Annotated in this window: 23 protein-coding genes; 15 read left to right on the forward strand and 8 right to left on the reverse strand. The window is 53.6% G+C overall.

From position 1 onward, the window contains the following. Positions 1–41: 41 nt before the first annotated feature. The 12 genes from ACZ52Z_RS16700 to ACZ52Z_RS16755 all read left to right on the forward strand — a co-directional run bounded on the left by ACZ52Z_RS16700 (position 42) and on the right by ACZ52Z_RS16755 (position 12,474). The gene (locus ACZ52Z_RS16700; RefSeq protein WP_464267907.1) at positions 42–635 is read left to right on the forward strand and encodes a metallophosphoesterase family protein; all 594 of its coding nucleotides are present in this window, start codon (positions 42–44) and stop codon (positions 633–635) included. Next, on the forward strand, positions 610–1,737 hold the full coding sequence (locus ACZ52Z_RS16705; RefSeq protein WP_464267908.1) for an Lrp/AsnC ligand binding domain-containing protein: 1,128 nt from the start codon (positions 610–612) through the stop codon (positions 1,735–1,737). The genes ACZ52Z_RS16700 and ACZ52Z_RS16705 overlap by 26 nt, the downstream gene beginning before the upstream one ends. Positions 1,738–1,806: 69 nt before the next feature. Next, positions 1,807–2,385 (forward strand): nitroreductase family protein, encoded by a 579-nt coding sequence (locus tag ACZ52Z_RS16710; RefSeq protein ID WP_464267909.1) that lies wholly within the window; start codon positions 1,807–1,809, stop codon positions 2,383–2,385. Positions 2,386–2,496: 111 nt separating this feature from the next. Continuing rightward, on the forward strand, positions 2,497–3,966 hold the full coding sequence (gene sbtM / locus ACZ52Z_RS16715; protein WP_464267910.1) for a thio(seleno)oxazole modification radical SAM maturase SbtM: 1,470 nt from the start codon (positions 2,497–2,499) through the stop codon (positions 3,964–3,966). A gap of 133 nt (positions 3,967–4,099) precedes the next feature. Next, entirely contained in the window at positions 4,100–5,785 is a 1,686-nt protein-coding gene (gene ettA, locus ACZ52Z_RS16720) for an energy-dependent translational throttle protein EttA (protein WP_464267911.1), read from the forward strand. Positions 5,786–5,857: 72 nt separating this feature from the next. Continuing rightward, positions 5,858–7,111 (forward strand): porin, encoded by a 1,254-nt coding sequence (locus ACZ52Z_RS16725; protein WP_464267912.1) that lies wholly within the window; start codon positions 5,858–5,860, stop codon positions 7,109–7,111. Positions 7,112–7,417: 306 nt separating this feature from the next. After that, a complete protein-coding gene (gene metX, locus ACZ52Z_RS16730; RefSeq protein WP_464267913.1) occupies positions 7,418–8,569 on the forward strand; it encodes a homoserine O-acetyltransferase MetX in 1,152 nt (383 codons plus the stop codon). Then, a complete protein-coding gene (gene metW, locus ACZ52Z_RS16735) occupies positions 8,556–9,185 on the forward strand; it encodes a methionine biosynthesis protein MetW (RefSeq protein WP_464267914.1) in 630 nt (209 codons plus the stop codon). Before metX ends, metW begins: the two co-directional genes overlap by 14 nt. Beyond that, a complete protein-coding gene (locus ACZ52Z_RS16740; RefSeq protein WP_464267915.1) occupies positions 9,185–10,189 on the forward strand; it encodes a serine O-acetyltransferase in 1,005 nt (334 codons plus the stop codon). The genes metW and ACZ52Z_RS16740 overlap by 1 nt, the downstream gene beginning before the upstream one ends. Further along, a complete protein-coding gene (gene cysK, locus ACZ52Z_RS16745; RefSeq protein WP_464267916.1) occupies positions 10,186–11,112 on the forward strand; it encodes a cysteine synthase A in 927 nt (308 codons plus the stop codon). Before ACZ52Z_RS16740 ends, cysK begins: the two co-directional genes overlap by 4 nt. Positions 11,113–11,353: 241 nt before the next feature. Continuing rightward, complete coding sequence (locus ACZ52Z_RS16750; protein WP_464267917.1) at positions 11,354–11,806, forward strand: MOSC domain-containing protein; 453 nt, start codon at positions 11,354–11,356, stop codon at positions 11,804–11,806. Then, positions 11,803–12,474, forward strand: coding sequence for a YkgJ family cysteine cluster protein (locus ACZ52Z_RS16755; protein WP_464267918.1), 672 nt, complete (start codon positions 11,803–11,805; stop codon positions 12,472–12,474). The genes ACZ52Z_RS16750 and ACZ52Z_RS16755 overlap by 4 nt, the downstream gene beginning before the upstream one ends. Before the next feature lie 35 nt (positions 12,475–12,509). On the opposite strand, the gene ACZ52Z_RS16760 is transcribed toward ACZ52Z_RS16755, so the two are convergent. The 3 genes from ACZ52Z_RS16760 to ACZ52Z_RS16770 form a co-directional block, all read right to left on the reverse strand. Further along, the gene (locus ACZ52Z_RS16760) at positions 12,510–12,653 is read right to left on the reverse strand and encodes a hypothetical protein (RefSeq protein WP_464267919.1); all 144 of its coding nucleotides are present in this window, start codon (positions 12,651–12,653) and stop codon (positions 12,510–12,512) included. A 138-nt stretch (positions 12,654–12,791) separates the two neighbouring features. Further along, entirely contained in the window at positions 12,792–13,154 is a 363-nt protein-coding gene (locus ACZ52Z_RS16765) for a DUF2628 domain-containing protein (RefSeq protein WP_464267920.1), read from the reverse strand. A 213-nt stretch (positions 13,155–13,367) separates the two neighbouring features. Further along, positions 13,368–14,048 carry an arginine N-succinyltransferase gene (locus ACZ52Z_RS16770; protein ID WP_464267921.1) on the reverse strand — a complete coding sequence of 227 codons (681 nt, stop codon included), beginning with the start codon at positions 14,046–14,048 and terminating at the stop codon, positions 13,368–13,370. A gap of 384 nt (positions 14,049–14,432) precedes the next feature. Here ACZ52Z_RS16770 and ACZ52Z_RS16775 point away from each other — a divergent pair, with 384 nt between their 5' ends. Further along, positions 14,433–15,926, forward strand: a complete 1,494-nt coding sequence (locus ACZ52Z_RS16775) for a M48 family metallopeptidase (RefSeq protein WP_464267922.1) — start codon at positions 14,433–14,435, stop codon at positions 15,924–15,926. Positions 15,927–15,952: 26 nt separating this feature from the next. Further along, complete coding sequence (locus tag ACZ52Z_RS16780; protein ID WP_464267923.1) at positions 15,953–17,110, forward strand: SprT-like domain-containing protein; 1,158 nt, start codon at positions 15,953–15,955, stop codon at positions 17,108–17,110. Here the strand turns inward: ACZ52Z_RS16780 and ACZ52Z_RS16785 are convergent. The 5 genes from ACZ52Z_RS16785 to glnH form a co-directional block, all read right to left on the reverse strand. Next, positions 17,107–19,977: a bifunctional diguanylate cyclase/phosphodiesterase gene (locus ACZ52Z_RS16785; protein WP_464267924.1), complete on the reverse strand. Its 2,871-nt coding sequence runs from the start codon at positions 19,975–19,977 to the stop codon at positions 17,107–17,109. The genes ACZ52Z_RS16780 and ACZ52Z_RS16785 overlap by 4 nt on opposite strands. Positions 19,978–20,141: 164 nt before the next feature. Further along, positions 20,142–21,002, reverse strand: a complete 861-nt coding sequence (locus ACZ52Z_RS16790) for a D-amino acid aminotransferase (RefSeq protein ID WP_464267925.1) — start codon at positions 21,000–21,002, stop codon at positions 20,142–20,144. Between the two features lie 108 nt (positions 21,003–21,110). Next, entirely contained in the window at positions 21,111–21,842 is a 732-nt protein-coding gene (locus tag ACZ52Z_RS16795) for an amino acid ABC transporter ATP-binding protein (RefSeq protein ID WP_464267926.1), read from the reverse strand. Positions 21,843–21,846: 4 nt separating this feature from the next. After that, complete coding sequence (locus ACZ52Z_RS16800) at positions 21,847–22,515, reverse strand: amino acid ABC transporter permease (protein WP_464267927.1); 669 nt, start codon at positions 22,513–22,515, stop codon at positions 21,847–21,849. Positions 22,516–22,643: 128 nt separating this feature from the next. Beyond that, positions 22,644–23,390, reverse strand: coding sequence for a glutamine ABC transporter substrate-binding protein GlnH (glnH, locus tag ACZ52Z_RS16805; protein WP_464267928.1), 747 nt, complete (start codon positions 23,388–23,390; stop codon positions 22,644–22,646). Between the two features lie 438 nt (positions 23,391–23,828). On the opposite strand from glnH, the gene ACZ52Z_RS16810 reads away from it, so the two are divergent. Next, positions 23,829–25,109 carry an OmpP1/FadL family transporter gene (locus ACZ52Z_RS16810; RefSeq protein ID WP_464267929.1) on the forward strand — a complete coding sequence of 427 codons (1,281 nt, stop codon included), beginning with the start codon at positions 23,829–23,831 and terminating at the stop codon, positions 25,107–25,109. The last annotated feature ends 34 nt before the right edge of the window (positions 25,110–25,143 follow it).

Here is a 25,143-nt window from a genome sequence, read left to right on the forward strand (position 1 = left end):
TGGCTGTCCGAAAAGCCGAGTGAACCCCTGCCAACGAGCAGATGAAAATACTAGTGGTTGCAGATACAGTGGTCCCGGAATTGACTGCGGAGCGGTGGGACCCTGCGCCGGTAAGAGGTATTGACCTCATCCTCTCGTGCGGGGATCTACCGCCCGAGTACCTGGTTGAACTGAGCCGGCGTACTGGCGTCCCGGTCTACTATGTCATGGGTAATCATGATATCCGTTATGCGGACAAGCCCCTGGAGGGGTGCCTGGACATCCATCGGCGTATCGTGGCCTACCACGGGATACGCCTTGTCGGCCTTGCGGGATCTCGCTGGTACAATGGCGGGATCAACCAGTACAGTGAGGCCCAGATGCGCAGCTTTCTGTTCCGTCTCTGGTTGCCGCTGATCCGCAGTCGGGGGGTGGATATCATTGTTACTCATGCCCCGCCCCGCGGCGTAGGTGATGCTGAAGATCCCTGCCATCGGGGGTTTCGCTGTTTTCATCGCTTGATTGAACGATACAGCCCTGCCTACCTGCTCCATGGGCATATCCATACCCTGTTTGGCAGTGACCAGGAACGGATTCGCTGGCTGGGCACCACCCGGGTGATTAACTGTTATGGGTATTATCTCCTCCATGTTTGAACAACTGCGAAAAAAACTGGGCAGTTTTTTTATTCACCTGGAGCAGGTTGAGCCGGCAAAGGAGCTGCAGTGTTTCGATACAGTGCAGAACTCGGAACAGGCTTTTGAGTCCATTGATCGAGGTGTGCAGACCGTACCTCTGGAGAAAATTGTCGGTACCGTAGGGCGTTACCACGATTTTGATAAGCGATTCAGGCCCAGGCGAAAGGAGTACAGCAGCCGTCTCCAGGGCATACTCAAGGCCATGGTGGCCGGCCGCCCCATGCCCCCTGTGTCCCTTTATCAGATCAAGGATGATTTTTTTATCCTGGATGGGCACCACCGCGTTACCGCGTATCGGGAGTTGGGACATACGCATATACAGGCACGTATCCTGGAACTACTGCCGGGGACCGATAAGCTGGACAACATTCTCTACCGGGAAAAGATCCTCTTTCGTGACAAGGCCGGTCTGACGGAAACCATCGACCTGACCGAACCCGATCAATATATTCATTTCGAACAGCAGATCATGGTCCACCAGGAATACCTGAAACAGACCACTGACCAGAATGTGGACTACAGCCATGCTGCGCTCGACTGGTACCGGACCATTTTCAAGCCGCTTCGCTCCATGGTGGCAGCGAGCGGGCTGGCCCGGTCATTCCCCGGGCGAACCGTGGATGACCTCTGCCTCTACATTTCGGTTCACCAGTGGGAGCAGAGCAGCCAACGGCGCTATGGTATCGGGATCGATCGTTTGATTCCCAAAAACATGGAGGCGTTCAGAACCAAGATGGCTGAATACAGAGCAGCGGAATATCCGGAAATGAAGCGGGAGATAACCTTTTTTATTCTTCTCAACCTGGAGGGGAGGTATGAGAGCCAGGTTATGGATAAGCTGATGCAGCTCGAGGAAGTTGATGAACTGCATTCCGTCCACGGGTCCATCGACCTCATCGTCAAAGCGACCCTGATGCGTGACCTGCTGACATCCGATGCGGAATTGATCTCTCAGTTTACCCATAATCATGTCCGCAATCTGCGCGGTGTCAAAGGGTCACAGACATTAATTCCAGGGGTATCGCGGGTGAGGGATAAGGACGGGACCTTTGTCAGGTAACACGCAGGGAGCAACCTCTGCCGTCACACCAAAGGGTGATCGATACAATAATAGATGGGGGCGCAGCAGATGAGCAGCGATTCGGTGGTCTCTCTTGATTCCTTCCAGCATCTGGTACGGGCACGGCAGAGTGTGCGGGCTTACGACCAGCGTCCGGTGGAAAAGGAAAAGCTGGAGCAAATGGTGGAAGCGGCAAGGCTGGCCCCTTCGGCCAGTAATGGACAACCGTGGCACCTGATTTTCGTGACTGAACCCCGGTTAAAGAATCAGGTAGCGGAAGCAACATACAGTTCCTTGGTATCCTTCAATAAATTTGCTCCACAGGCCCCGGTGCTGATTGTCGTGGTACTTGAAAAGACGAGGGTTATTACCCAGATTGGCGCCCACCTGAAAAAGCGAGATTTTTCCCTGATAGATATAGGAATCGTGGCCGAACACCTCTGTTTGCAGGCCACGGAGTTGGGGTTGGGCACCTGCATGCTCGGATGGTTTGACGAAAAGCGAATACAGGGCCTGCTTGCCATCCCTTCCGGGAAAAGGATCGGTCTGGTCATTACCCTCGGCTATCCCGCTGAAGGGTACCGGCTACGAGTCAAACAGCGAAAAAAGACCGAAGAGATGAGCAGTTATAACGGATATGCCCCTTGATTTTCCCAGGTGGCCGGGTTTTTTTCTCCCTTGTTGTCTCCTGGAGGGTATTGTACGGTGCGAGGAACGAAAACCGACCGAAAGAACGGTACAGGTGCAAGAGGTGACGGTGTGACAAAGGAAACGCTTGAGCATGGATCCCTCCGGGAAGCAATCGATCAGCTGCGGCAGGCGGTTGGGGGGTGTGAAATCTTTCCGGATGAGCAGCTGACAGCCGCTCACGGGTATTTCATCAATCCATCTCTGGAGCTGTTGCAGATGAACTGGATCGGGCTTGCTGAGGTCCTTGAAGAGCGGGAGGATGTGGCTCCCCAACCGGGCGAAGAGCAGGTGTTGGTCTGGAAACATCCGCAAACCGGTGCCGTGCACTGTAGAGCAGTGCAGACCAACGACCTGCTGGCCCTGAAACTTGTTCATGAAGAGCTGGATACGTTCACCGCGGCCCGTGAAGGCAAGGTGACTGTGGGAGCGATAGAAGCGGTGCTCACACAGGCGGTGGAAGACGGGGTAATTCTTCGTGCTCCCTCCCGGCTTTGTCGTGAAACAGAGGGCGGAGAACCGGAGCTGATTGATCCATCCTATCACACTGCGCAGGTCTTTACTCTTCAGTGGCATGTCACCCAGGCATGCGACCTGCACTGCAAGCACTGTTATGACCGAAGTGATCGTGTTCGGTTGCCTTTTGATCGGGCTATGAAGGTCCTGGATGAAATGCACCGATTCTGCCGGCACAACAACGTCCGCGGACAGATTTCCTTTACTGGTGGCAACCCTTTGATGTACCCCCGCTTTAAGGAACTTTATCGGGCGGCTGCAGAGCGCGGCTTTATGCTCGCTTTGCTTGGCAACCCCACCACGGCATCCATTGTGGATGAATTGATATCGGTCCACAAACCGGAGTTTTACCAGGTCAGTCTGGAGGGAATGGAGGCCCACAACGACAGTATCCGCGGGGAAGGCCATTTTCAGCGGGTGATCGAATTTTTAGCCGTCCTTCGAGAGCGCCAGGTCTACTCCATGGTCATGTTGACCCTGACCCGGGCAAATTGCGAGCAGGTACTTCCGCTGGCTGAGTACCTTCGGGACAAGGTCGATCTGTTTACCTTCAACCGCTTGACGCTGTTCGGTGAGGGGGCAAGTCTGCAACCGGTGGAACAGGAGCAGTTTGAAACCCTGCTTGCGGGGTATCTGGAGGCGGCAGCGACCAATCCGGTGATGTCGTTAAAGGATAATCTGCTCAATCGCCACCTCTGCTGCACCGAGAGTCCACTGTTTGGCGGATGCGCTGGTTTTGGCTGCGGCGCGGCATTTAATTTTGTTTCGATCCTGCCCGACGGGGAAGTCCATGCCTGTCGCAAATTTCCTTCCTATCTGGGCAATATATTTGAACAGGACCTTGAAGCCATCTACCGCTCGCCGCTTGCGAGTCGCTATCGCGCTGGCAGCGAAGCGTGCGGGGATTGCCGCATCAATCTGGTCTGCCGAGGCTGCCCGGCAGTGGTTGCCGGCCATGGACTTGATCCCTTTGTCGATCGGGACCCCTATTGCCCGGAGCAGCTGCTCAGGCAACCAAAAAAATAATTTCTTGCAACGAGAATCGCTATTTTTCCTTGCAATCAGCGGTACTGCGGCGTAATGCACGTAGCGCTACAACGACCATGTTACTCCTCCCTTGCGGAGGAGTTCTAAAGAGGCTTTATACGAGGAGTATTGGATGAGCAACCACGAGCCTGACAAAATCATCTATTCGATGATCAAGGTCAGTAAAAAATATAAACAAAAACAGATCCTCAAGGATATCTCACTCTCCTATTTCTATGGTGCCAAGATCGGGGTACTGGGCCTCAACGGTTCCGGAAAAAGTACCTTGCTCCGTATTCTGGCTGGTCTGGATACCGAGTTCGAGGGCAAAACAGTGATGTCCGAGGGCTATACCATCGACTATCTCCCTCAGGAACCGGCGTTTGATCGGGACAAGACCGTGCGGGAGGTCGTGGAGGAAGGGGCCCAGGCGACCCTGGACCTGTTGGCGGAGTTCAATGCCATCAATGAGCAGTTCGCCGAACCCATGGATGATGATGCCATGCAGGACCTTCTTGACCGGCAGGCAGCAGTACAGGATCGGCTGGATGCCCTGGATGCCTGGAACCTTGACAGCAAACTGGATATGGCCATGGACGCCCTGCGCTGTCCAGACGGTGCAACCAAGATGGATGTTCTTTCCGGGGGTGAGCAGCGACGGGTGGCGCTGTGTCGGATCCTGCTCAAACAGCCGGATATCCTTCTGCTTGACGAGCCCACCAATCACCTGGATGCGGAATCTGTTTCCTGGCTGGAGCAGCACCTGCAGCAGTATCCGGGAACGGTTATCGCAGTGACCCATGACCGATATTTTCTCGATAATGTTGCCGGCTGGATCCTGGAACTCGATCGCGGTCAAGGCATTCCCTGGAAGGGCAATTATTCCTCCTGGCTTGAGCAGAAGGAAAAACGTCTTGCCCAGGAGGAAAAAAAGGAGAGCAAGCGACAACGGACCCTTCAGCGTGAGTTGGACTGGATTCGCATGAGCCCCAAGGGCAAGCGGTCTAAATCTAAAGCGCGTATAACGGCTTATGAAAAATTGCTCAATCAGGAAACAGACAAGCTCGACAGCGACTTGGAGCTGTATCTGCCGCCCGGCCCCCGGTTGGGTAAAGTGGTTATTGATGCAGAAGGATTGACCAAGGCTTTTGATGGGCGATTGTTGATGGATCAGCTTGATTTTTCCCTGCCGCCCGGGGGCATTGTTGGCATCATTGGTCCCAACGGGGCGGGAAAATCAACTCTGTTCAAGATGATCACCGGCAAGGAGCAACCGGACAGCGGAACAATCCGCATTGGCGACACCGTCAAGCTGGCCTATGTGGACCAGAGTCGCGACAGCCTTGACCCAGACCAGACCATCTGGGAGGCTATCTCTGAGGGACAGGATACCATCTGGCTGGGTACCAAGGAGTATAATTCCCGCGCCTATGTGGCCAAGTTTAATTTTACCGGCAGCGAACAGCAGAATAAGGTCAGCGAGATCTCGGGTGGTCAGCGCAACCGGGTTCACCTGGCCTGTACTCTTAAAGAGGGCGGCAACGTGCTGTTGCTTGATGAGCCGACCAATGACCTGGATGTCAATACCATGCGCGCCCTGGAAGAGGCGTTGGAGAATTTTGCCGGGTGTGCGGTGGTTATCAGCCATGACCGTTGGTTTCTGGATCGGATCGCCACCCATATCATGGCCTTTGAGGGGAATTCCGAAGTGGTGTGGTTCGAAGGGAACTATTCCGATTATGAGCAGGATTACCGGCGACGAAAGGGAGCGGATGCCGAGCAACCGCACCGTATCCGTTACCGGCAATTGACCAGGTAAAGCCGCTACCGGTGGCAATCATATCGCTTTCTGAGAGGTGCCAGTAATCAATCCTTGAGAGGGGAGGGGGAGATGAAAAAATTGTTTGCTGCGGGCGCAGCGTTGTGCGTATCCGGATTCCTTGTCAGCAGCGCTGTCGCCACTGAAGATGCTGGTGTCACCATCAGTGGGGACGCTCGTGCACGGGTGATCTACAAGGATAACTATGACTTTGGCAATTCTGATAAAGATGCTGCCAGTTTTGGCGACAGTCGTGTCCGTCTGGTCATGACAGGCACAGCCGCCGGTGGTGCCTATGCCAAAGGGAGATTGCGCCTGGGAGATACCCGCATGAACGGTGCGGCGGATCCGGCAGACGACAAGAATATCTGGGTCGACTACGCCTACATAGGTGTTCCCATCGGACCGACAGTGGTTGAAGCTGGGAAGATTAAATCAAATATCACCAAGTTTCTTCAGTGGGATCAAAGTGTCGCACGATTGAGCGTTGATTGGGGTGTTGATAAATATCATATTATTGGTTTGGTCGATACGCTGAGTGAAGGACAGGAAGCAGATGTTGACATTGACCAACTCGAAGACAATGATTGGATGATGTACGGCTTGGTGGCCAAAGGAGATTTCAGCGAAAACTTTTTTGCGCAACTTAATCTGGCATATTTCGATGACCAGCGCGATCAGTTTGCCACAGGGCAGTATATACTGGATAGAAGTGGTGTGGTCGCCTCTGTGTATATGCGGGGTCTATTGCAAAAATTTAGCATGGAAACTGAGCTTGCCTACAAAGATGCTAGTTTCGTCAATTCAAGGCAGGAGGACACCAGGCTTTTCGATCCGGTGACTACCACCGACCCGGACGACGGGTGGGGCTGGTATGGCAAGGTAGACTATCCCATGGGGAATTTCACTCCGTCATTGAATGTGGGGCTGTCTGTCAATAATTTTGCCGTTGATAACGACTTCGGCTGGATCATGACGGGTAACGGTAATAATGAGCCCATTGCCGTATTCGATCAGTTGGGTGTTTCCGGCGACTGGTACTGGATCGCGCCTTCCGTCACCTATGATGTCAACGAACGGCTGCGACTGGTCGGCAATTTTGTCTGGATCAACATTGACGGCAACGACAACGCAGGTGTGGAGGACAAGCGCTTGGCCAAGCTGATGGAGATATCAGGTTCACTGACCTATGTGATCTCCAAGGGCGCCGATTTTACCTGGAAGGCAGGGTATCTGCAGCCTGATTTCGATGGTCGCCTTGATGGCGTGGGCGTTGAGGATGACGGAGCCTTTGGTACCTATGCCCGGTTGGAGGTTAAGTTTTGATCCCTTGTTCTGCATCCGTGCGTGTTGAAGAACGGTCCAGGCTCTAAGCATCACCGGAGATGAGTGATTGTGCTACTGCGGGTCCAGCATGGACCCGCATTTTTTTTGGTGGCAAGGTTATGGACTTGTGCTTACTTGTAGCTATTGTTTGTGCTAGGTATGCAGATCTTTCAAGTTGGATTAAGTAGCACATCGTGGTACTTATTGGCTGACGTGTACCCGCCGCCCAGGCGGAAGGCTTGTGATTTTTACTGTACGTTCAGTTGGTCTTGACGTACTGCTTTTATTGTTGCCCATAGATACCCCATGGCTGTCGATATTTCGGGAAAAGAAAAAAAACAACTCGTTGAGCGGCAATATTTCACCTTTGCCCAGCCGCCTGACGAAATGGAGCTGGATTGCGGGGAGAAACTGGGACCCATTACCCTGGCCTATGAGACCTGGGGAACTTTAAACGAGCAGAAAAACAATGCAGTGCTACTGCTGCACGCCTTTTCTGGTGATTCTCATGCTGCCGGATATCTGCATGCAGATGATGGGCGTCCCGGATGGTGGGATACCATGGTTGGTCCGGGAAAGCCCATCGACACCACCAGGTATTTCGTCATCTGCTCCAATATCCTGGGCAGCTGTGTCGGCTCCACCGGTCCCTCCTCCATCGATCCCTCCACAGGAAAGCCCTACGGCCTTACCTTTCCCATGGTCACCATCAGGGATATGGTTCGTGCCCAGAAGCAGTTGATTGATCATCTGGGGATAGAGAAACTGATGTCGGTCGTCGGTGGTTCGGTTGGCGGCATGCAGGTGCTGCGGTGGTGCGTGGAGTATCCCGAAATGGTTCATTCCGCTATACCCCTGGCCACCACTATCCGGCATTCGGCCCAGGCCATTGCCTTTAATGAGGTAGCCAGGCAGGCAATCATGGCCGATCCGGAATGGAATAACGGTGACTATTACCAAGGGCCCGGTCCTACCCACGGTTTGGCGGTAGCGCGCATGATCGGTCACGTAACTTACCTCTCCGACGACGCCATGCGGGAAAAATTCGGTCGTCGGCTTTACCGGGATGCGCTCTCGTTCGGGTTTGACAGTGATTTTCAGGTAGAGAGTTACCTGCACTACCAGGGGCGAAAGTTTGTTGATCGTTTTGATGCCAACTCGCTTCTCTATATCACCAAAGCTGCCGACTATTTCGACCTGGGGCGCGGCGACGGCAGCATATTAGTGAACGAGCGACTGGAAAAGGTAAGATTTCTCGTCCTTTCCTTCAGTTCAGACTGGCTCTACCCCACCTATCAGTCCAAGGCTTTGGTCGGGATTCTTAAAAAAAACGGCAGTGATGTCAGTTTCTGTGAAATTGAGGCGCCGGGCGGGCATGATGCCTTTCTGCTCCCTAATGAGCGGCTCAATGGGTTAATCAGCGGTTTTCTGAGCAGGGTATATCATGAACAGTGCTGAGAGAGCCGGAGCATCCATGCGTTTTGATCTCCAGGTTATTGCCTCCTGGATAGATGCAGGGGCGAGAGTGTTGGATCTAGGCTGTGCCAACGGCGATTTGCTTGCCTATCTCAAGGAGCATAAGCAGGTTGTGGGTACCGGCATAGATTTTTCCGAGGAAAAAGTTGCCCATTGCATTGAGCGTGGACTGACGGTCCTCCAGGGTGATTTTCGTCAGGAAGTGGGAGACTATCCCAAAGACAGGTTTGATGTGATCATCCTCAGCCTGACCCTGCAGCAAATCCGCGACCCCAAAGAGTTGCTGCTGGACCTTTTGCGTATTGGGAAACGGGTGATCGTCAGCTTTCCCAATTTTGCCCACTGGTCTAATCGGCTTCAGCTGCTTTTTTTCGGCTCGGCGCCGATCAGCGACCAGTTACCCTACGACTGGTATGACACCCCCAATATTCGCGTCATATCCATTCGTGACTTTCACCGATTTCTCCATAAAACCGGGGTGCGGGTGGTGAAGGAAATGGCGATCAATACCCATCACCACGATATTCATGGGAATACAGTGCGGTATTTGAAAAATTTACGAGCCACCTACGGAATAATGATGCTGGAGCGTGTATAATGGCGATTACGATAAAAGAACATTTTCCTTGCGGCCCCCAGGAACTGGCGGTTGGTTCCTGCAGTGTTGACTGCAGCACGGATGCCGTTACAGCCGAAAATCTGGGTAACCCCATTCCCTCGGTGGTGGAAGAACTTGCCCAGGGCTTCAAGAGCGGACGGTTGACCAGTCATATCGAGCCGGTGCCTATCCCCTCGAAAGATGAGGTCATCAAGCTGATTGAACAGATGCAGCGCATTCTGTTTCCTGGCTTTTTTACCTCCATGGTCATGCGTCCCGATAATCTCGAATATTACCTCGGTCAGCAGCTCAGCCTCCTCTATGAGAACCTTGCCCGACAGATCAGTTCGGCCATTCGCCATGACTGTTTTCGACACAACCAGGACTGCACCCGCTGTGGCGAGCGGAGCTACGAGATGGCTTCGGCATTTGTCAAGGCTCTTCCCACGATACGGGAGCTGCTGGAGTCCGATATCGAAGCCACCCTGGAAGGGGATCCGGCCGCAGGCAATCGTGATGAGGTCATATTTAGCTATCCCGGTCTGTTTGCGACCATGGTATATCGGTTCGCCCATACCCTTCACAACCTGAAGGTTCCACTGCTTCCGCGGATAATGAGTGAACACGCCTTTCACCGGACAGCAATCGATATCAATCCTGGAGCGACCATCGGTGGTTGGTTTTTTATCGATCATGGCGCCGGGGTCGTGATCGGTGCGACCACCCACATCGGTGACCGGGTCAGGATATACCAGGGGGTCACCCTGGGAGCACTCTCCCTGCCTCGTGATGCCGGGGAGCGGCTGCGCGATATCAAACGGCACCCAACCATCGAAGACAATGTAATTATTTACGCCAATGCGACGATTTTGGGTGGAGAAACCGTGGTGGGTGCCCGTTCCATCATCGGCGGTAACGTCTGGTTGACCGAGTCGGTCGGGCCGGATACCAAGGTGCTGTTGGAACAACCCCAGTTGCTCTATCTCGGTCAGGGGGAGGAATGATGAGTTCGTCCATCTGCAGTCACATCGGAGAAGCTGTCGGCAAGACCCCCCTGGTTCGCCTTGGTAAAACCTCGGAAAAATGGGGTGTGGAGCTGTTGGCCAAGGTGGAGTCGATGAATCCGCTTGGCAGCGTTAAGGATCGCGTGGCGCTGGCGATGATTACCGATGCTGAAGAGGCCGGAATCCTGCAGCCTGGCACCGTTATCATCGAGCCAACCAGTGGCAACACCGGCATTGGGTTGGCGTTTCTCTCTGCCAGTCGGGGATACCGGCTTATTTTAACCATGCCGGAGAGCATGAGCATGGAGCGGCGCAAGCTGCTCAAACACCTCGGCGCGGAGTTGGTGCTGACACCGGCCCAGCAGGGGATGAAGGGGGCGGTTGCCAAGGCGTTGGAGCTGCAGCGGCAGACTCCGGGTGCCTGGATGCCCAATCAGTTTGCCAACCCTTCAAATCCGGCTATGCACAGACGAACCACCGGGCCGGAATTGTGGGGGCAGACCAAAGGGAAGATGGATTTCTTTGTTGCCGGGGTAGGAACCGGAGGGACTATTACCGGTGTCGGGGGATATCTGAAAGAACGGCTGCCGGTCAAGGTTATTGCCGTGGAGCCGGCAGACTCGCCTGTCCTCTCGGGCGGCCAGCCTGGCCCTCACAAGATACAGGGGATCGGTGCAGGCTTTGTGCCGGATATCCTGGATCGCAGTGTAATTGATGAAATTGTCCAGGTGAAAAACGAGGAAGCCGTGCAGCGGGCAAGAGAGCTCGCCGTCAATGAGGGTATTCTGTGTGGTATTTCCTGCGGAGCAGCCCTGGCGGGAGCCCTGAACATAGCTGCCAGAAAAGAAAACGCTGGGCGGCGAATAGTGGTGGTGTTGCCCGATACCGGAGAACGCTACCTGAGCACTGACCTGATGGAATAACCCTGAATCCATGACGGCCTAGAGTCTGAGTCGAGCTGATATTTCGTTATTGTAAAAGATAACTGGTACCCATTTAAAAACTCAGGCTTACCAGCCGCCCTGTGGGGCGTGCCAGGAACGGCATACCTGCTGCATTGGCAATGTATTGATATACTCAAGTAAAATCAATGACGTTTCCGCCTTGCAGCTGCACCATTCTTGAACGCTCACGGATTGAGGATAACTTAAAAGGATGCGATTGATGGCAACAATTATTTCGTTGAATGTAAGCAGGGAGAAGGGTGTTAACAAGGAACCGGTTGAGCGCGTTGCCTTGAAAGTGGACCATGGCATCGAGGGGGATGCCCATGCGGGTGACTGGCACCGCCAGGTCAGTCTGCTGGCAGAGGAGTCGATAGACTTCATGCGTCGCCAGGGATTGGAGCTGGAGCCAGGGGCCTTTGCCGAAAATATCACCACCCGCGGAATTGATTTGGCTGCGTTGCCCGTAGGCACCATTCTCGAAGGTAACGGTGTGGTTCTCGAAGTCACGCAGATCGGGAAAAAATGCCATCACGGCTGTGCTATCTTTCAGCAGGTGGGCGATTGTATTATGCCCCGGGAAGGGATTTTTGCCAAAGTGATCAAGTCCGGAACCCTCCACTGCGGTGATGAACTGCAGGTACGCAAGAGCGGGGAGGAAAAAACATCGTGAGCAGCAGGAAAACCCAGTGTGACCGTTGCGGAACCTGCTGTCAGCAAGGCGGACCGGCTTTACATACCAAGGATCTTCCCCTTGTTCGCAATGGGGTGTATGGGTTTGAAGACCTGGTAACCGTCCGTCGGGGAGAACTCGCCATTGCTCCGTTAGCATCCGAGGCCGAACCGGTCGCGGAAGAGTTTCTTAAGGTACAGGGAAATCCTGGCAGTTGGAGCTGTAAGTTTTATGACTCTCAGCGCAGTCGGTGCAGTATGTACACCCAGCGTCCGCTTGCCTGTCGGGTATTGGAATGTTCTGCGCCTGAAGCCCTGTTGACCATTGCCGGCAAGCAGCTCATTACCCGTTTTGACTGCATTGACCAGGAAGACCCATTACTGCCGCTGATCAGGGAACATGAGCAGAACTGTCCTTGCCCTGATCTGCACGCTATCGGTAAGGAATTGGCTGGGCAGGGCGACCACCGGGAACTGCTGCGTTCCCTGGCCCATGCGGTGAACCTGGACTTGCGCTATCGCACAGCAGCCACGCGATCCTATGCGTTGCCGGTGACCAGAGAGTTGTTTTACTTCGGACGCCCTCTCTTTCAGCTACTTGTCCCGTTGGGTGTCAGGTCCACCCAGGAAGATGGTGAACTGGTACTCTCTCTTTGCCGGGACCGGTAGCAGCCTCTGCTGCCGGCTGGAGAAAAGGCGATAGCTCAGTACTGTGCTACCAGTCGGGAAACGGTTTTTCGAACCAGGGGAATACCCCGCAGCACCCAAGGCAAGGCTGCGGCAAAGGCCTTGGTAAAGGCATGCAGAGCTACAGCCCGGTAAATCCGTTGTCCGGTCCGAGATCGCACAGAGCGATGACGCCTGCTATAAGAAAGGGCATCATCAGGGCATGAAGAAAGCAAAAAAGATGTTTTCAAATCGTTTCGGAACCATATCGAATGGTTCCGAGTCCGAGTAGTTCTGGCACAGGCGGACCGGACAAAACGCTACTGGTGCTGCTTATAGAAAATGGCCAGTGCTCCTTCCGGGCTTTGGGCTGAAATGATCTCCTGCTCCTCAAACCCTTGTTTGTAGAGCAGGGCTTCTCGCCAGTCATTGCCCTTCAGGCCGAAGATAATACTGATGGCGATGGACAGCAGGTTGATGATGCTGTCTCCCCGTGTACCCATGTCTGCCTGACCAATAAACGCACCAAGCAGCAGGGAAGCGAGAAACAGCGCGCTTCCGGTGAGCCACATTTTTTTGGCCAGGGCCCAGAAACAACTGAAGAAAAACGCCGGCCATGACCATCCCTGTTTGACGGCCTCAATGGAACCATCAGGATGTTTGAATATTTTATACTGCTTCATTTATCGGGTATACCTGTACCTCTATATGTTCGGGTGTCTTTTCCGCGGACCGCATGCCCGGTAGACACATGTTGCCTTACCATAATGAAGATTGGCGAAAAAACAATCCCAGCACCTGTGATTAGGGAAAAAATCTCCTCGTTTTCAGATGGGCTGCTGAGGCTTTTACACCCTAAAAAAGGTGGTTAGCGTTCTGTATTCACCGCAGTATTTTTATTCTCTGAGTACTATCCGCAGCCTGCCTTCGTCAACCTCCAGCGACTCTACCCCGTCTGCAAAGCCCTTCCAGAACCCCTGTTCATTGCCGAATTCGTTGACCAGGTCAATATTTTTCATTCCACCCAGCCACGCCTTGGGCAGGGGGATACCCATAACAGATATTCCACGAAAAATGACTATCGGCCGTCCCTCCCGGTAGGCGAGTTCGACCCCGGCACGGATATGCAGGGTTTTTCCGCCCAATACTGGAAAATCCGGATCCACGGGTAGGAGCATGTTGAGGCTGACCAGATCCTTGGCCAGATCGATGGCCACCCGTTGGGCAAGGTCCGTGTTATCCGCCAGCAGGCTGTTGAGCTCTCGCTGACTGAGATACACGCTGCGGTCTTCCTTGCGCTCGCTGTACGGCTCCGGATGCACCTGTGGAGAGCTGTCGCTCTTTGGCGGCTGTGATTTGTGCACTTGTGGGCTTTTTTCGGTTCCGGAATGTCCCAACTTTTCCAGTTTAGCCGCCAACTGCTGTTGCTCACCAGCTGTCAGGGTGACCGGGACGAAGGGTCTGGGAGAAAGGAGAACGCGGGTGGTGAAGATGGTGGTGATGACGGTCAGCGTTATGGCTGCAAGCAGGAAGAGTACCACCTGCCTGCCGGTAAAACGTTGCGCGGATTGGTCCATGTGCTTCTCCTTGCCAGCCTGACGGATGCCCTATCCGTGGCAGTGTAGGGGCTGGGGCGATTTGCTGATGTGCGGGAAAAAGACAAACAACCATTGATTGCCAACTCAGGCTCCCCAGTTCGTCCCTTGGGCGGTCAATTACGCCACTGTCCGGGCTGCAGGAGGTTTGAGGAGCGCAGCGTCAATGGGGCGCCGCCTTGCACCGGTGATACTCCGGAGCGTTCATCGATTCCATGGACTGTTATACCATTCACGCGGGACCAGGGAAACCGCTATTCTCTTGTCCCAAGTGGTCGGATACAGGGGGGCATGGGGGTGGTGATTTTTCCTCGGTCAAGGTCGGACCATTGCGGCCCATGCCCGTCTGGGAGCATTGAGAGGGAAATGGCTGGTGCCGTTGAGCTGATAGCGCTGGAAAGGGAGCCGCACCAGGAACACCTGTCCCTTGGTTCCAATCAATTTTGTGGTGATCAGGAGTACTGCACTCTTCGGATGCTGGTCATAATTTGCTTGCCTAGAGCGTCCATGATCGGTAAAGGAGCATTAATTGCAGCAAATGAGCCGTTGCCGCTGCGGCAATGGCTGTACCTTATTTTGCCTGACGGAACGGTTATGAACGGTTATCTGATATTTATCATTGGGGTTCTTGCGGTCCACTACCTGTTGGATATTGTGGTTGCTGCCTTGAATCTGCGCTCGCTTGACTCTGCACTGCCCCAAGAGTTTACCGGGGTTTATGGAGAAGAGGAATATCGACGGTCCCAGGAGTACACACGGGTGACCACTGGTTTTTCCCTGGTGCAAACCACCATAATCACCTTTCTGACGCTGGTGTTTATCCTTGTTGGTGGATTTAACCAGGTTGATCTTGTCGCACGATCGTTCGGGTTCTCTCCGGTGCTCACCGGACTGCTCTTTACCGCGTTGCTCGGGTTGCTCTCGGCTGTGGTGAACCTCCCCTTTTCCCTGTACTCGACCTTTGTCATTGAAGAGCGTTTCGGCTTCAATACCACCACCTTTGCTACCTACCTGGTTGATAAAGTCAAGGGTGCTGCGCTTGCACTACTGCTGGGAGGCCCGCTCCTCGGCTTTATCCTCTGGTTTTTTGGCGCCACCGGCCAGTGGGCATGGCTCTATTGCTGGCTGGCAGTCGTTCTGTTCATTCTGGTGATGCAGTTTCTCGCTCCGGCAATCATCATGCCGTTGTTCAACACCTTTACCCCGCTGGAAGACGGTGAGCTGAAGACAGCGGTCAACGAGTATGCCCGCCGTCAGCATTTTGCCCTCCAGGGGATTTACACCATGGATGGTTCGAAACGGTCTACACGCGCCAATGCCTTTTTTACCGGTTTCGGCCGGTTTCGGCGAATCGTTTTCTTCGACACGCTGCTCAAGCAGGTCTCCACCAGCGAATTGGTTGCCATCCTGGCCCATGAGATGGGCCACTATAAGAAACGGCATATCATGATCATGATGGCCGCCTCCATCCTTCAGACCGGTATTATGTTTTTCATTCTCTCTTTGTTTCTGGAAAATACCCAGCTGTTTGCCGCTTTTGGGATGGAGCATCTTTCGGTGTATGCCAGCCTGATCTTTTTTGGGTTCCTCTATTCACCGTTGTCGACCATCCTTTCCATCGCTTTTCATGCCTTATCCAGAAAACATGAATATGAGGCAGATGCTTTTGCGGTAACGACCACTGGTGATCGCGACAGCCTGATTAATGGCCTCAAGCAGCTCAGTGTCAGCAACCTCTCCAATCTGACCCCCCATCCTCTTCATGTTTTTCTCCATTACAGTCACCCGCCGATTCTCCGGCGAATCGAAGCGTTGCGGGCGCTGCCGGCTGCGGCCAACCATGCAGGGGAAGCGGACTGAAGGGAAAACTTCTCCGAAAAACAGCAATGACCACTCAAGAACGCATGGACAAAAGGGATCACCTGGTGGAGGAACTGTATGACCGGCTGGAGCGGTCATGGCTTGCCCAGCTGGCGATGGAGTTCGATCATATTTGTGCTCAGCACTCCCTTCCCCTCAGGCCACCGGTCATCCAGATCTCCGGATCAAAGCGGGTGTTGGGCTCTTGGTCGCCTTTATCGCGTACCATGTCCATCAGTCGGTACCTGATTGCAGAGCACCCATGGTCGGTGACCCTCCAGGTCCTTAAACATGAAATGGCGCACCAGCTTTGCAGTGAAGTGCATCAACGCCAGCGGCTCGACCACGGACCATTCTTTCAGCAGCTCTGCCGTGAGTTGGGGGTTGATCGGCCTTTTCGCCGGGCAGGGGCTGATACCGCCCGGTTGCTCCTCCAACCGGCAGAGGCGATACCGGCACCACATCAGCAGGTTCTGGAGAAAGTGCAAAAGCTGTTTGCTTTGGGGCAGTCGGCAAATGAACATGAGGCCGCACTGGCTATGCAAAAGGCCGGGCAACTGCTTGAACGGCATAACCTGTCCATGAATCATCTTGCCGAACATGCTGATTTCCAGCACCGGAGTATAGACACGGGCCGCCAGCGGATGGCCGCCCATCTCAAGACCATTTGCGCCCTGCTCAGTACCTGCTTCAGGGTGCGGGTGATCCGTGCCACACTCTATGATCCGCTTGCAAACCGGCGGAACGCGACCATTGAATTGCTGGGCTTGCGGGAAAATGTCGCCATTGCGGAACACTGCTATCATTTTCTGCTTGATCGCCTGCAGACGCTGTGGGAGCGAAACCATCACAACCTGTCCGGTGAGCGACGGGTTACCCGGAAAAGTTACTATCTTGGCGTGCTGGCAGGGTTTCGAGAAAAACTAGAGCGACGGCAGCAGGGGGCTACTCGGCAGAATGGGGAGGCGGATCCTCGCAGGGAAAAAGCCCTGATGCACACCGAGGCGATGATCGATCACTTTGTTGCCCGCCGTTTTCCACGACTTAAACGGGTTCGCTCCCGCGGAATGCGGGTTAACCCCAATGCCTATCAGCAGGGGCGCGCAGCAGGGGATCGCTTGCACATGCACCGGCCGACGGATGGGGCACCTGTACCACGCAGATTGACTGAAGGGAGCGGCTAATCCCCCTGTTTCCCCGCGGTTGCTGGCGGAGTGAGAAAGTGCACCGATTCCTCCAGCGGCATGGGACGGGCGAACAGGTAGCCCTGCACTTCGTTGCAGCCGATATCTTGCAGGCAACGAAGCTGGGCTATGGTTTCGACGCCCTCGGCGACCAGCCCCAAGTTCAATTTGTCGGCCATGATGGCAATGGTCTCAACAATGGTGAAATCCTCTCTGTCGGTAAGAATATCCGCAATAAAGGATTTATCTATCTTGAGTACCGATATTGGCAGTCGTTTCAGGTAGGCCATGGAGGAGTACCCGGTACCGAAATCATCGACAGCCAGCATGATTTTTTCTTGGCGCAACCATTTCAATAATGCCTGGGTAGAATCTATGGATTCCATCAACAACGACTCGGTCAACTCCAGTTCGAGCTCTGTCGGCGGGTAACCGCTTTCGGTGAGTTCCTGGGCGAGTATTTCCTGAAAGCCCGGATCGCTGAACTGTTTGACGGAAACATTGACCGAGAGCTTTGGCCGGCACTCGCTCTGTCGCCATATCTCCTGGATACCGTTGATGGCTTTGTGCAGAATCTGGCGGCCAAGGGGAATGATCAGTCCTGTTTCCTCTGCCAGCGGGATAAACATATTTGGAGGAACGATTGTGCCACCTGGTTTAATCCATCGAGCCAGGGCCTCCAGGCAGACCGTTTTACCTGTGAGGCTGTTGATTCGGGGTTGGAAATAAACCTGGAATTCTTCATTCTCCAAGGCGCCACGCAGTTCGTGTTCCAGCCGTACTTTGTATTGGAGTTGTTCTTCAATTTTCGGATCAAAAATATGAAAGGTGTTTTTGCCATGATGCTTGGCCTGGTACATGGCGAGATCGGCATTTTTCAGCAGATCATCAGGTGTCTTTCCATCATTGGGAAACGAGGTTATGCCAATACTGCATGTCAGGTGGAAATGATGCTCTCCCAAAACAAATGCAGGCCTAAGTGCGGAGCAGACCCGTTCAACTACGGCATTGGCCTCTTCCCGGACTTCAATTTCGGGAATCATGATGATAAATTCGTCACCGCCGAGTCTGGCAACCGTATCGCAGCTGCGCACCCCGGAGAGCAGGCGCTGAGCGGCCTGTTGCAGGAGGACGTCGCCCATGGCATGACCAACAGTATCATTGACTTTTTTGAAATTGTCGAGATCGATAAACAGCAGCAGGATTTGCGTACCCTTGCGGTGAGCAGCTGCGATGGCCTGGGTTAATCTGTCCTGAAGCAGGGAGCGATTGGGGAGATCGGTGAGCGCATCATGATAGGCAAGGTGGGTAATCTGTTTTTCCTTCTCCTTCAGTTCAGAAATATCATGTGACACCGCTACATAGTACATCCGGTCAGCTGATGCATTGCGTATGTCGCTCACGGTCAGCAGTTCGGGGAAGAAGGTACCATCTTTATGCTGGTTCCAGATCTCTCCTGACCACCGCCCCTGTTTGCTCAGGCTGTCCCACATAGTGTCAAAAAAGTGCTCATTGTACTGATCGCGTTTAAATTCGCGCAACGGGTTGCCGAGGGTTTCAGTAATCCGGTAACCGCTGATCTGCTCAAAGGCGGGATTGGCGGCCTGGATGATGCCGTGTTCATCCATGATACAGATGCCTTCCACGATATTGTTGAACACCTGTTCGTAGAGAAAGAGCTGTTTTTCTTTGTCCTGGCGGGCCTGTATCTCCTGGCGAAGCTGATCATTGGCCGATTCCAGCCTGGTCATGAACAGGTTGAAGCTGGTTGCCAATCGGCCGATTTCATCCTTCCGGGTGCTGTCCATGCGGATGGACCAGTCCTCTCCACCCGCCTCCAGTCGGCGGATAAAGGCGGTTAGGGGATGGAGGATGGTGGAACTGACCAGCAGGGTAACAATGCCAATGATTACCAGGGTGGCAAACAGAAAGAGTGCAAATAAACGTTGAAATTGGCTCAGCGGCTTGAATACCTCATCGGCATACACCGAGGTGGCAACTATCCAGTCGAAGGGGGGAATGATATCGAATACAACCAGCTTTTTTCTCGGGGAAGACTCGGATGGATTTTGCCAGCTGTATTGAATCCGCCCGGTGCGGCTGGCGATGATTTCCTGAATAAAGGGGCGGCCGTTGCTGTCGACCGTGGAGTAGTGGTTCCCCTCAACCTCGGGATGGGCAATAATATCACCTTGGGTGTTTAATACAAAGGGGTAGCCGGTTTTACCGATACGAACTTCCAGGATTTTTTCCTCAAAATCGTTAATATCGATAAGTGCAAAAAATTCTTCCTTGTAGGAGGTGACGGAGACGATCCAATCCCATGGTTCGAAGTAGACCATGTACAGCGCTTTGGGCTGTTCTGTCTCCTCATCAGGGTTTTTCCAGAGATATTCAAGATACCCGCTTTTCCGGTTGATCTGTTCCTGGATAAACAGATGATTGGAAAAATCCTTGCCCTGCACCCCCACTCTGGGATGAACCTGGGCGATGCCGTTGCTGTCGATACAGTACACATACCCGGTCTTTCCAACCACCTGGCTTTCCAGCAGATGAATTGCCAACTGTTTGGCCTCGATTTCGGAAAGCATTCCCTGTAGGAACTTATCATAAATGCTATTCAGGGAAGAGAGATTGCTTTGGGCAATGGCGCGGAGATGGTTTTTTATCGCTACACTGGTGGTGGTTTCCACCATGTCTCTGATTACTTTATTGGTATTGTAGAGTTCGTCTTCTATGTTGTTCGTCAGGCTGGTCTTGAAATGGTGGTAGAGCAGCGACCAGCTGGCCAAGGTGATCAGCAGAAAAATTCCTCCGTAGACCCAATACAATCGGGAACGGATGGAGAGGTTGTGAAAAAATCGCATACTCGTTAAAAAGTGTAATCAGCAGAAAGGGCCGAGAGGTGCCTGGGGAAAAGTGAACGGTTCAATCCTCTTTTGATTATGCATCAAATTTTTCTTCAAGGCAAGACAGAGAACTGAAAAGGAGAGGGAAGGTGGATTTTCTTTCTGCTCATCCGCTGATTCGCTCAGCTTTTTCGCTGATACAGGGCTTTCTCAATATAGAGCTCACGTAATTTTCGGGTGTACAGGCCAGGTGTACCCGATCCGATGAGATGGTTGTTGATTTCCACCACCGGGATAACAAACGCGGCCGAACCGGTCATGAATGCCTCACTGGCACTCTGTGCCTCAGCAACGGTAAAGGGCCGCTCCTCGCAACGGATATTGTGTCGAGCCGCAAGTTCAAGGATTGCCTGACGGGTAATCCCCGGCAGGATGGCACGGCTGAGGTGCCGGGTCACCAAGGTGTTGTCTGCGGTGAGAATATAGGCATTACTGGCAGTGGCTTCAGTGATAAAGCCTCTGTCGTCAACGAACCAGGCATCGTCTTTGCCAGCCTGCAGGGCCTGCATTTTGGCCATACTGGAGGCAAGCAGGCAAACGGTTTTGATGTCCGGCCTGCCCCAGCGATTATCCAGGGTGGTGATTATGCGAATACCTCTGTCAGCAAGCGGTGCATCGAGCAGAGATTTCTCCTGGGTAAAGGCGATCATTGTCGGTTGAGGCGATGAGGGATAGGTGAAATCCCGGTCAGCGCATCCACGGGTAATTTGGATGTAGATGATACCTTCTTTCAGTCGATTCCGTTGGAGCAGCTCCTGCTGGATGGCGGTGATCTCCTGGTCATTCAGGGGGAATCGCATGTCAATCTCGGCCAGTGATCGTCGAAGCCGCTTGAGGTGACGGTCATTTTCGAGCATTGTGCCTTCAAGGACCGCTGTGACTTCGTAGACCCCGTCGGCAAAAAGAAAACCCCGGTCAAAAATAGATACCTTGGCCTCCTGTTCAGGTAAAAAGGCCCCGTTTACGTAAACTATTCGCTGCATCACTGCCCTCTCTCCATAAGCCTGGTTAACGCAGGGCAGGGCAGCTTCGACCAATGGGCCAGACGAGTGGCTGTACACTCTCTACGGACACGACTCCACGAATTACGGCTATCCATGGGCGATGACCATGCCGAGAAATTCTTTTAGCCGTTCGTTGCGCGGATGGGTAAAAAACTGATCAGGCGGCCCTTCTTCCTGAATTTTACCCTGGTCGATAAAAATGACCCGGTCAGCCACATCTCTTGCAAAGCCCATTTCATGGGTCACGACCACCATGGTCATACCTTCACGGGCAAGCTGCTTCATGACTTCCAGCACCTCTCCTACCAGTTCGGGGTCAAGGGCTGAAGTCGGTTCGTCAAAGAGGATGACCTTGGGTTGCAGGGCCAGGGCCCTGGCAATGGCCACCCGCTGTTTTTGGCCGCCGGAGAGCTGTTCGGGATAGACGGCGGCCTTGTCGGCTAGTCCGACTTTTTTCAGCAGAGACATGCCCCGTTCCTCAGCCTCTTTTTTCGTCATGGAGCGAACTTTGACTGGGCCCAGGGTTACATTTGCCAGCACCGTCATGTGCGGGAAGAGGTTGAATTGCTGAAAGACCATTCCGGCCTCGGCGCGTACCGTATTAATGTCAGTTTTTTTTGCCATGATATCATGGCCATCGACGATGATGCTTCCGGAGGTCGGTTCCTCCAGGCGGTTAATGCAGCGGAGAACGGTCGATTTTCCTGATCCCGAGGGACCGATGATGCAGACCACTTCACCGGGCTGCACATGGAGATCAACGCCTTTTATCACTTCCAGGTCACCGAACCGTTTGTGAAGATCAATAATCTGAATCATCCTCTCACCTCTGATTGATGCTAAGCCTGTTTTCGAGTATCCGCATGCCTTTGGAGATTGACATGGTCATGGCAAGGTAGACGAGCGCTACCGCCATATAGACTTCGAACGCACGGAAGTTGACGGCAGTGATCTCCTGGCCGGTCCGCATTAACTCGCCGACGCCGATGACCATTAGCAGGGAGGTGTCTTTGAGACTGATGATAAACTGGTTACCCAGCGGCGGCAGCATCCGTTTTAGGGCCTGTGGCCAGATAACATAGCGCATGGTCTGGCCGTGGGTAAGGCCGATGGAGCGTCCGGCCTCCATCTGGCCTGGATTAATAGACTGCACTGCACCACGGACAATTTCTGCTATATAGGCACCTGAATTCACTGCAATAATGATTATGCCCGCCGTAATAGGCGGGATGCGGATGCCGATGGCCATCGGAACGCCGTAGTAGAGGAACATGGCCTGGACCAGCATGGGCGTGCCACGGATCGACTCGATGTAGGCACCGGCAAGCTTGCGCACGACAAAGCTCCGGGAGATTTTCATCAGGCCCGCACCCGACCCGAGAAGGAATCCGAAAAAAATCCCACCGACTGTTATCTGCAGGGTCAGTTTAAGGCCGCGCATCAGCATGGGAAAGGTTTCAATAACAACCGTTGGTTCAAATTGGAATGCCATGGGATCAGTGGTCGTTCAGAGGCAGGTTATTGGGCGAAATGGTGTTGTCTCGAAGCGCGAGCGACCGTCAACTGGTGCTGTCCGGCAATAGCTGACGGGCCACTCGGCGGTTTGGCGGCCGTTGAACGTTATTTCGGCTCCGTACCAAACCATTTCACGTAGAGTTCCCGGTAGGTTCCATTGCTGCGCAGGGTTTGCAGGGCTTCGTTGACCTGCGCGACCAGTGCACTACCCTTGGGGAAGCCGATGCCGTAAGACTGTCCCTGGTAGATGGGGCCAACGATTTTGACTTTTCCCTGGCCTGCTTTACGGATGAAGTCGCTGACCACCGGAGAGTCAAAAACCACTGCATCGGCACCGCCGCTCATCAGTTCCATGAACATGGCATCGTTGTTGGGAAAAAGTTTTACTTCCTTGGCCTGGGCATTGGCTTTGACAAAATCAACCGAGGTGGTTCCCAACTTGGTTGAGACGATTTTATCCTTGAGTCCTTTGATATCCTGAATATCGGTGTTGTCTTTGCTGACCAGGATGAGCAGCCCGGCATTGTAATAGCCATCGGAAAAATCAACCACCTTTGCCCGTTCCGGCTTGATCGTGATGCCGGCAATGCCAACATCTATCTGGCCTGACTGCAGTCCAGGGATGATCCCGTTAAAGTCCATGGGCTGAAGGGTGTATTCCACGCCTATTTCTTGAGCGATAGCATCCCAGAGCTCTACATCAAACCCAGTATGCTCTCCAGTTTTAGGATCCTTAAATTCAAACGGGGGGAAATTGGTGTCGCAGGCGACAGTCAGTTTCTTCGCCATTGCCGGCCCACTGGCGGCGAGAGCGATGGTGACCACGGTCATGATGGCTATCAGTTTTTTCATGGCTTCTCCTCAGAGTGGAAGGGATAAGAAACGGCAACATTGCTCAGGCAACGAGCTGGTTATGTTGCCAATAATTACCGCTGATTACTTTTTGCGAGCATGACAGATTCACGGTGGAAGGGCAACTGTTAATTGCTGCAGCGATCATTTGCTTTCACCATCCGGAAGCCGGAGAGGAAACGGCGACCCCGCGTCCGCGAAAATGAGGAACAGGTGGGCGGGCCTGGGAGGGAGATCTGTCGGTATTGGTGGGTGACGGTTATCTTTTTCTGTTGCTCACAAGTGGTGTGGGCAAATGGCGGTACAGGGACCGTGATCTGTGAATATCCCTTGTTTTGTCTCCTATTCTGGCGCATAATGTGATCAGGGAAGGCTGACCGCTGGCCTTTCGTCTGTTGGACTCGCGCGTTTTATTTATCCAACCCTGCTGATCGAAATATGAAGCTGTCCTTTGCCTGTTGCTGGAGCATTGTCCTCCTGGCGTCGCTTGTTTGTTCTCCTTTGGTATACGGTGCGGGATTTCGCATTACCAATCAGTCTGCTGCAGCGGTCGGACTGGCAGGGGCTCATGTCGCCTATACTCCCGGTCCGGACGCGGCATACTCTAACCCCGCCAATATGGCCCTGCTTGCAGAGGAGGGGCAGATTGAGGTTGATCTCACTACCCTGCATCTTCCCAGCATCACTTACCAGGACGACCGATCGCCGCTGTTTGCCGGAAGCGCAGATGAAGAGTGGTTTGTTTTTCCTCTGCTGCATGCTGTTTCCCCGAAATGGAGTGATTTCCGCTGTGGGTTTTCGCTGATCTACCCCTTTGGTCTCGTCAAACAATGGGAGCAAGCCTATCCCCGGATGTTTGCCCGAAAATTTTCTCTGTTGACGGTTGAAGCCAACCCGTCTGTTTCCTATACCCCTGCGGAGTGGCTCACGGTGGCAGCAGGGGTGCGGTTTATCTATGGTATGGGGGAGATGGAGAACCTTGTCACCAATCCGCCCGCAGCACAGTTGGGGGGATTATCCTCGATCCGGCGAAATCAGGATGGCGATGCATGGGAGTACGGCTATAACCTGGCCGTCACCGTGGTGCCGCTGGAACCCCTTCATCTCTCTGCCACCTTTCGCTCTGAGGTGATTCTGCATTTCGAGGGGGAAGCGGAGCTGAGCGCTGCCGTCGACAGTGGTCCTGTACAGCAGCTGTGGGGACGAGGGGAGCTTGATGTCCCCCTGCCTGCGGTTCTCTCTTTTGCCGCTTCCTGGCAGGTCGCTCCGTGGACGTTTGAGTTTGTGTGGGATCGAACTTTTTGGTCAGCGGTTGACTCCCTGGATAGCGAGTATGCAGGTGACAGCGTGAGTCCGCTCTTCAACGGTTTGTACATGCCGATTGCCAAAAACTGGGAAGATAGTGACGCGTTCAGGTTTGGGCTGTGGTATCAGTGGACCCCCAGGTTCTGCACCACCGTTGGCCTGGCTTTTGAGCAAACACCGGTTCCCGAGTCCACCCTGGGGTTTGAATTGCCGGATGCGGATGCAGTGGTGTATGCGGCTGGTCTGCAGTATGCTGTTACCAGGCAGCTGAATATGACATTTTCCTATATGTACCATCATACCAAAAGTCGATCCGTAGAAAATGATGGCTATGCGGGGCTTACCGGAATTGACGGGTCGTTTACCGAGGGTGGTGCGCATGCCGTGACCATCGGCCTGCGGTATGTATTTTGACCTCAGGTCGGCATCTGCCCCCCTTGAACCTTTG

Source organism: Desulfogranum aggregans, assembly GCF_055398265.1.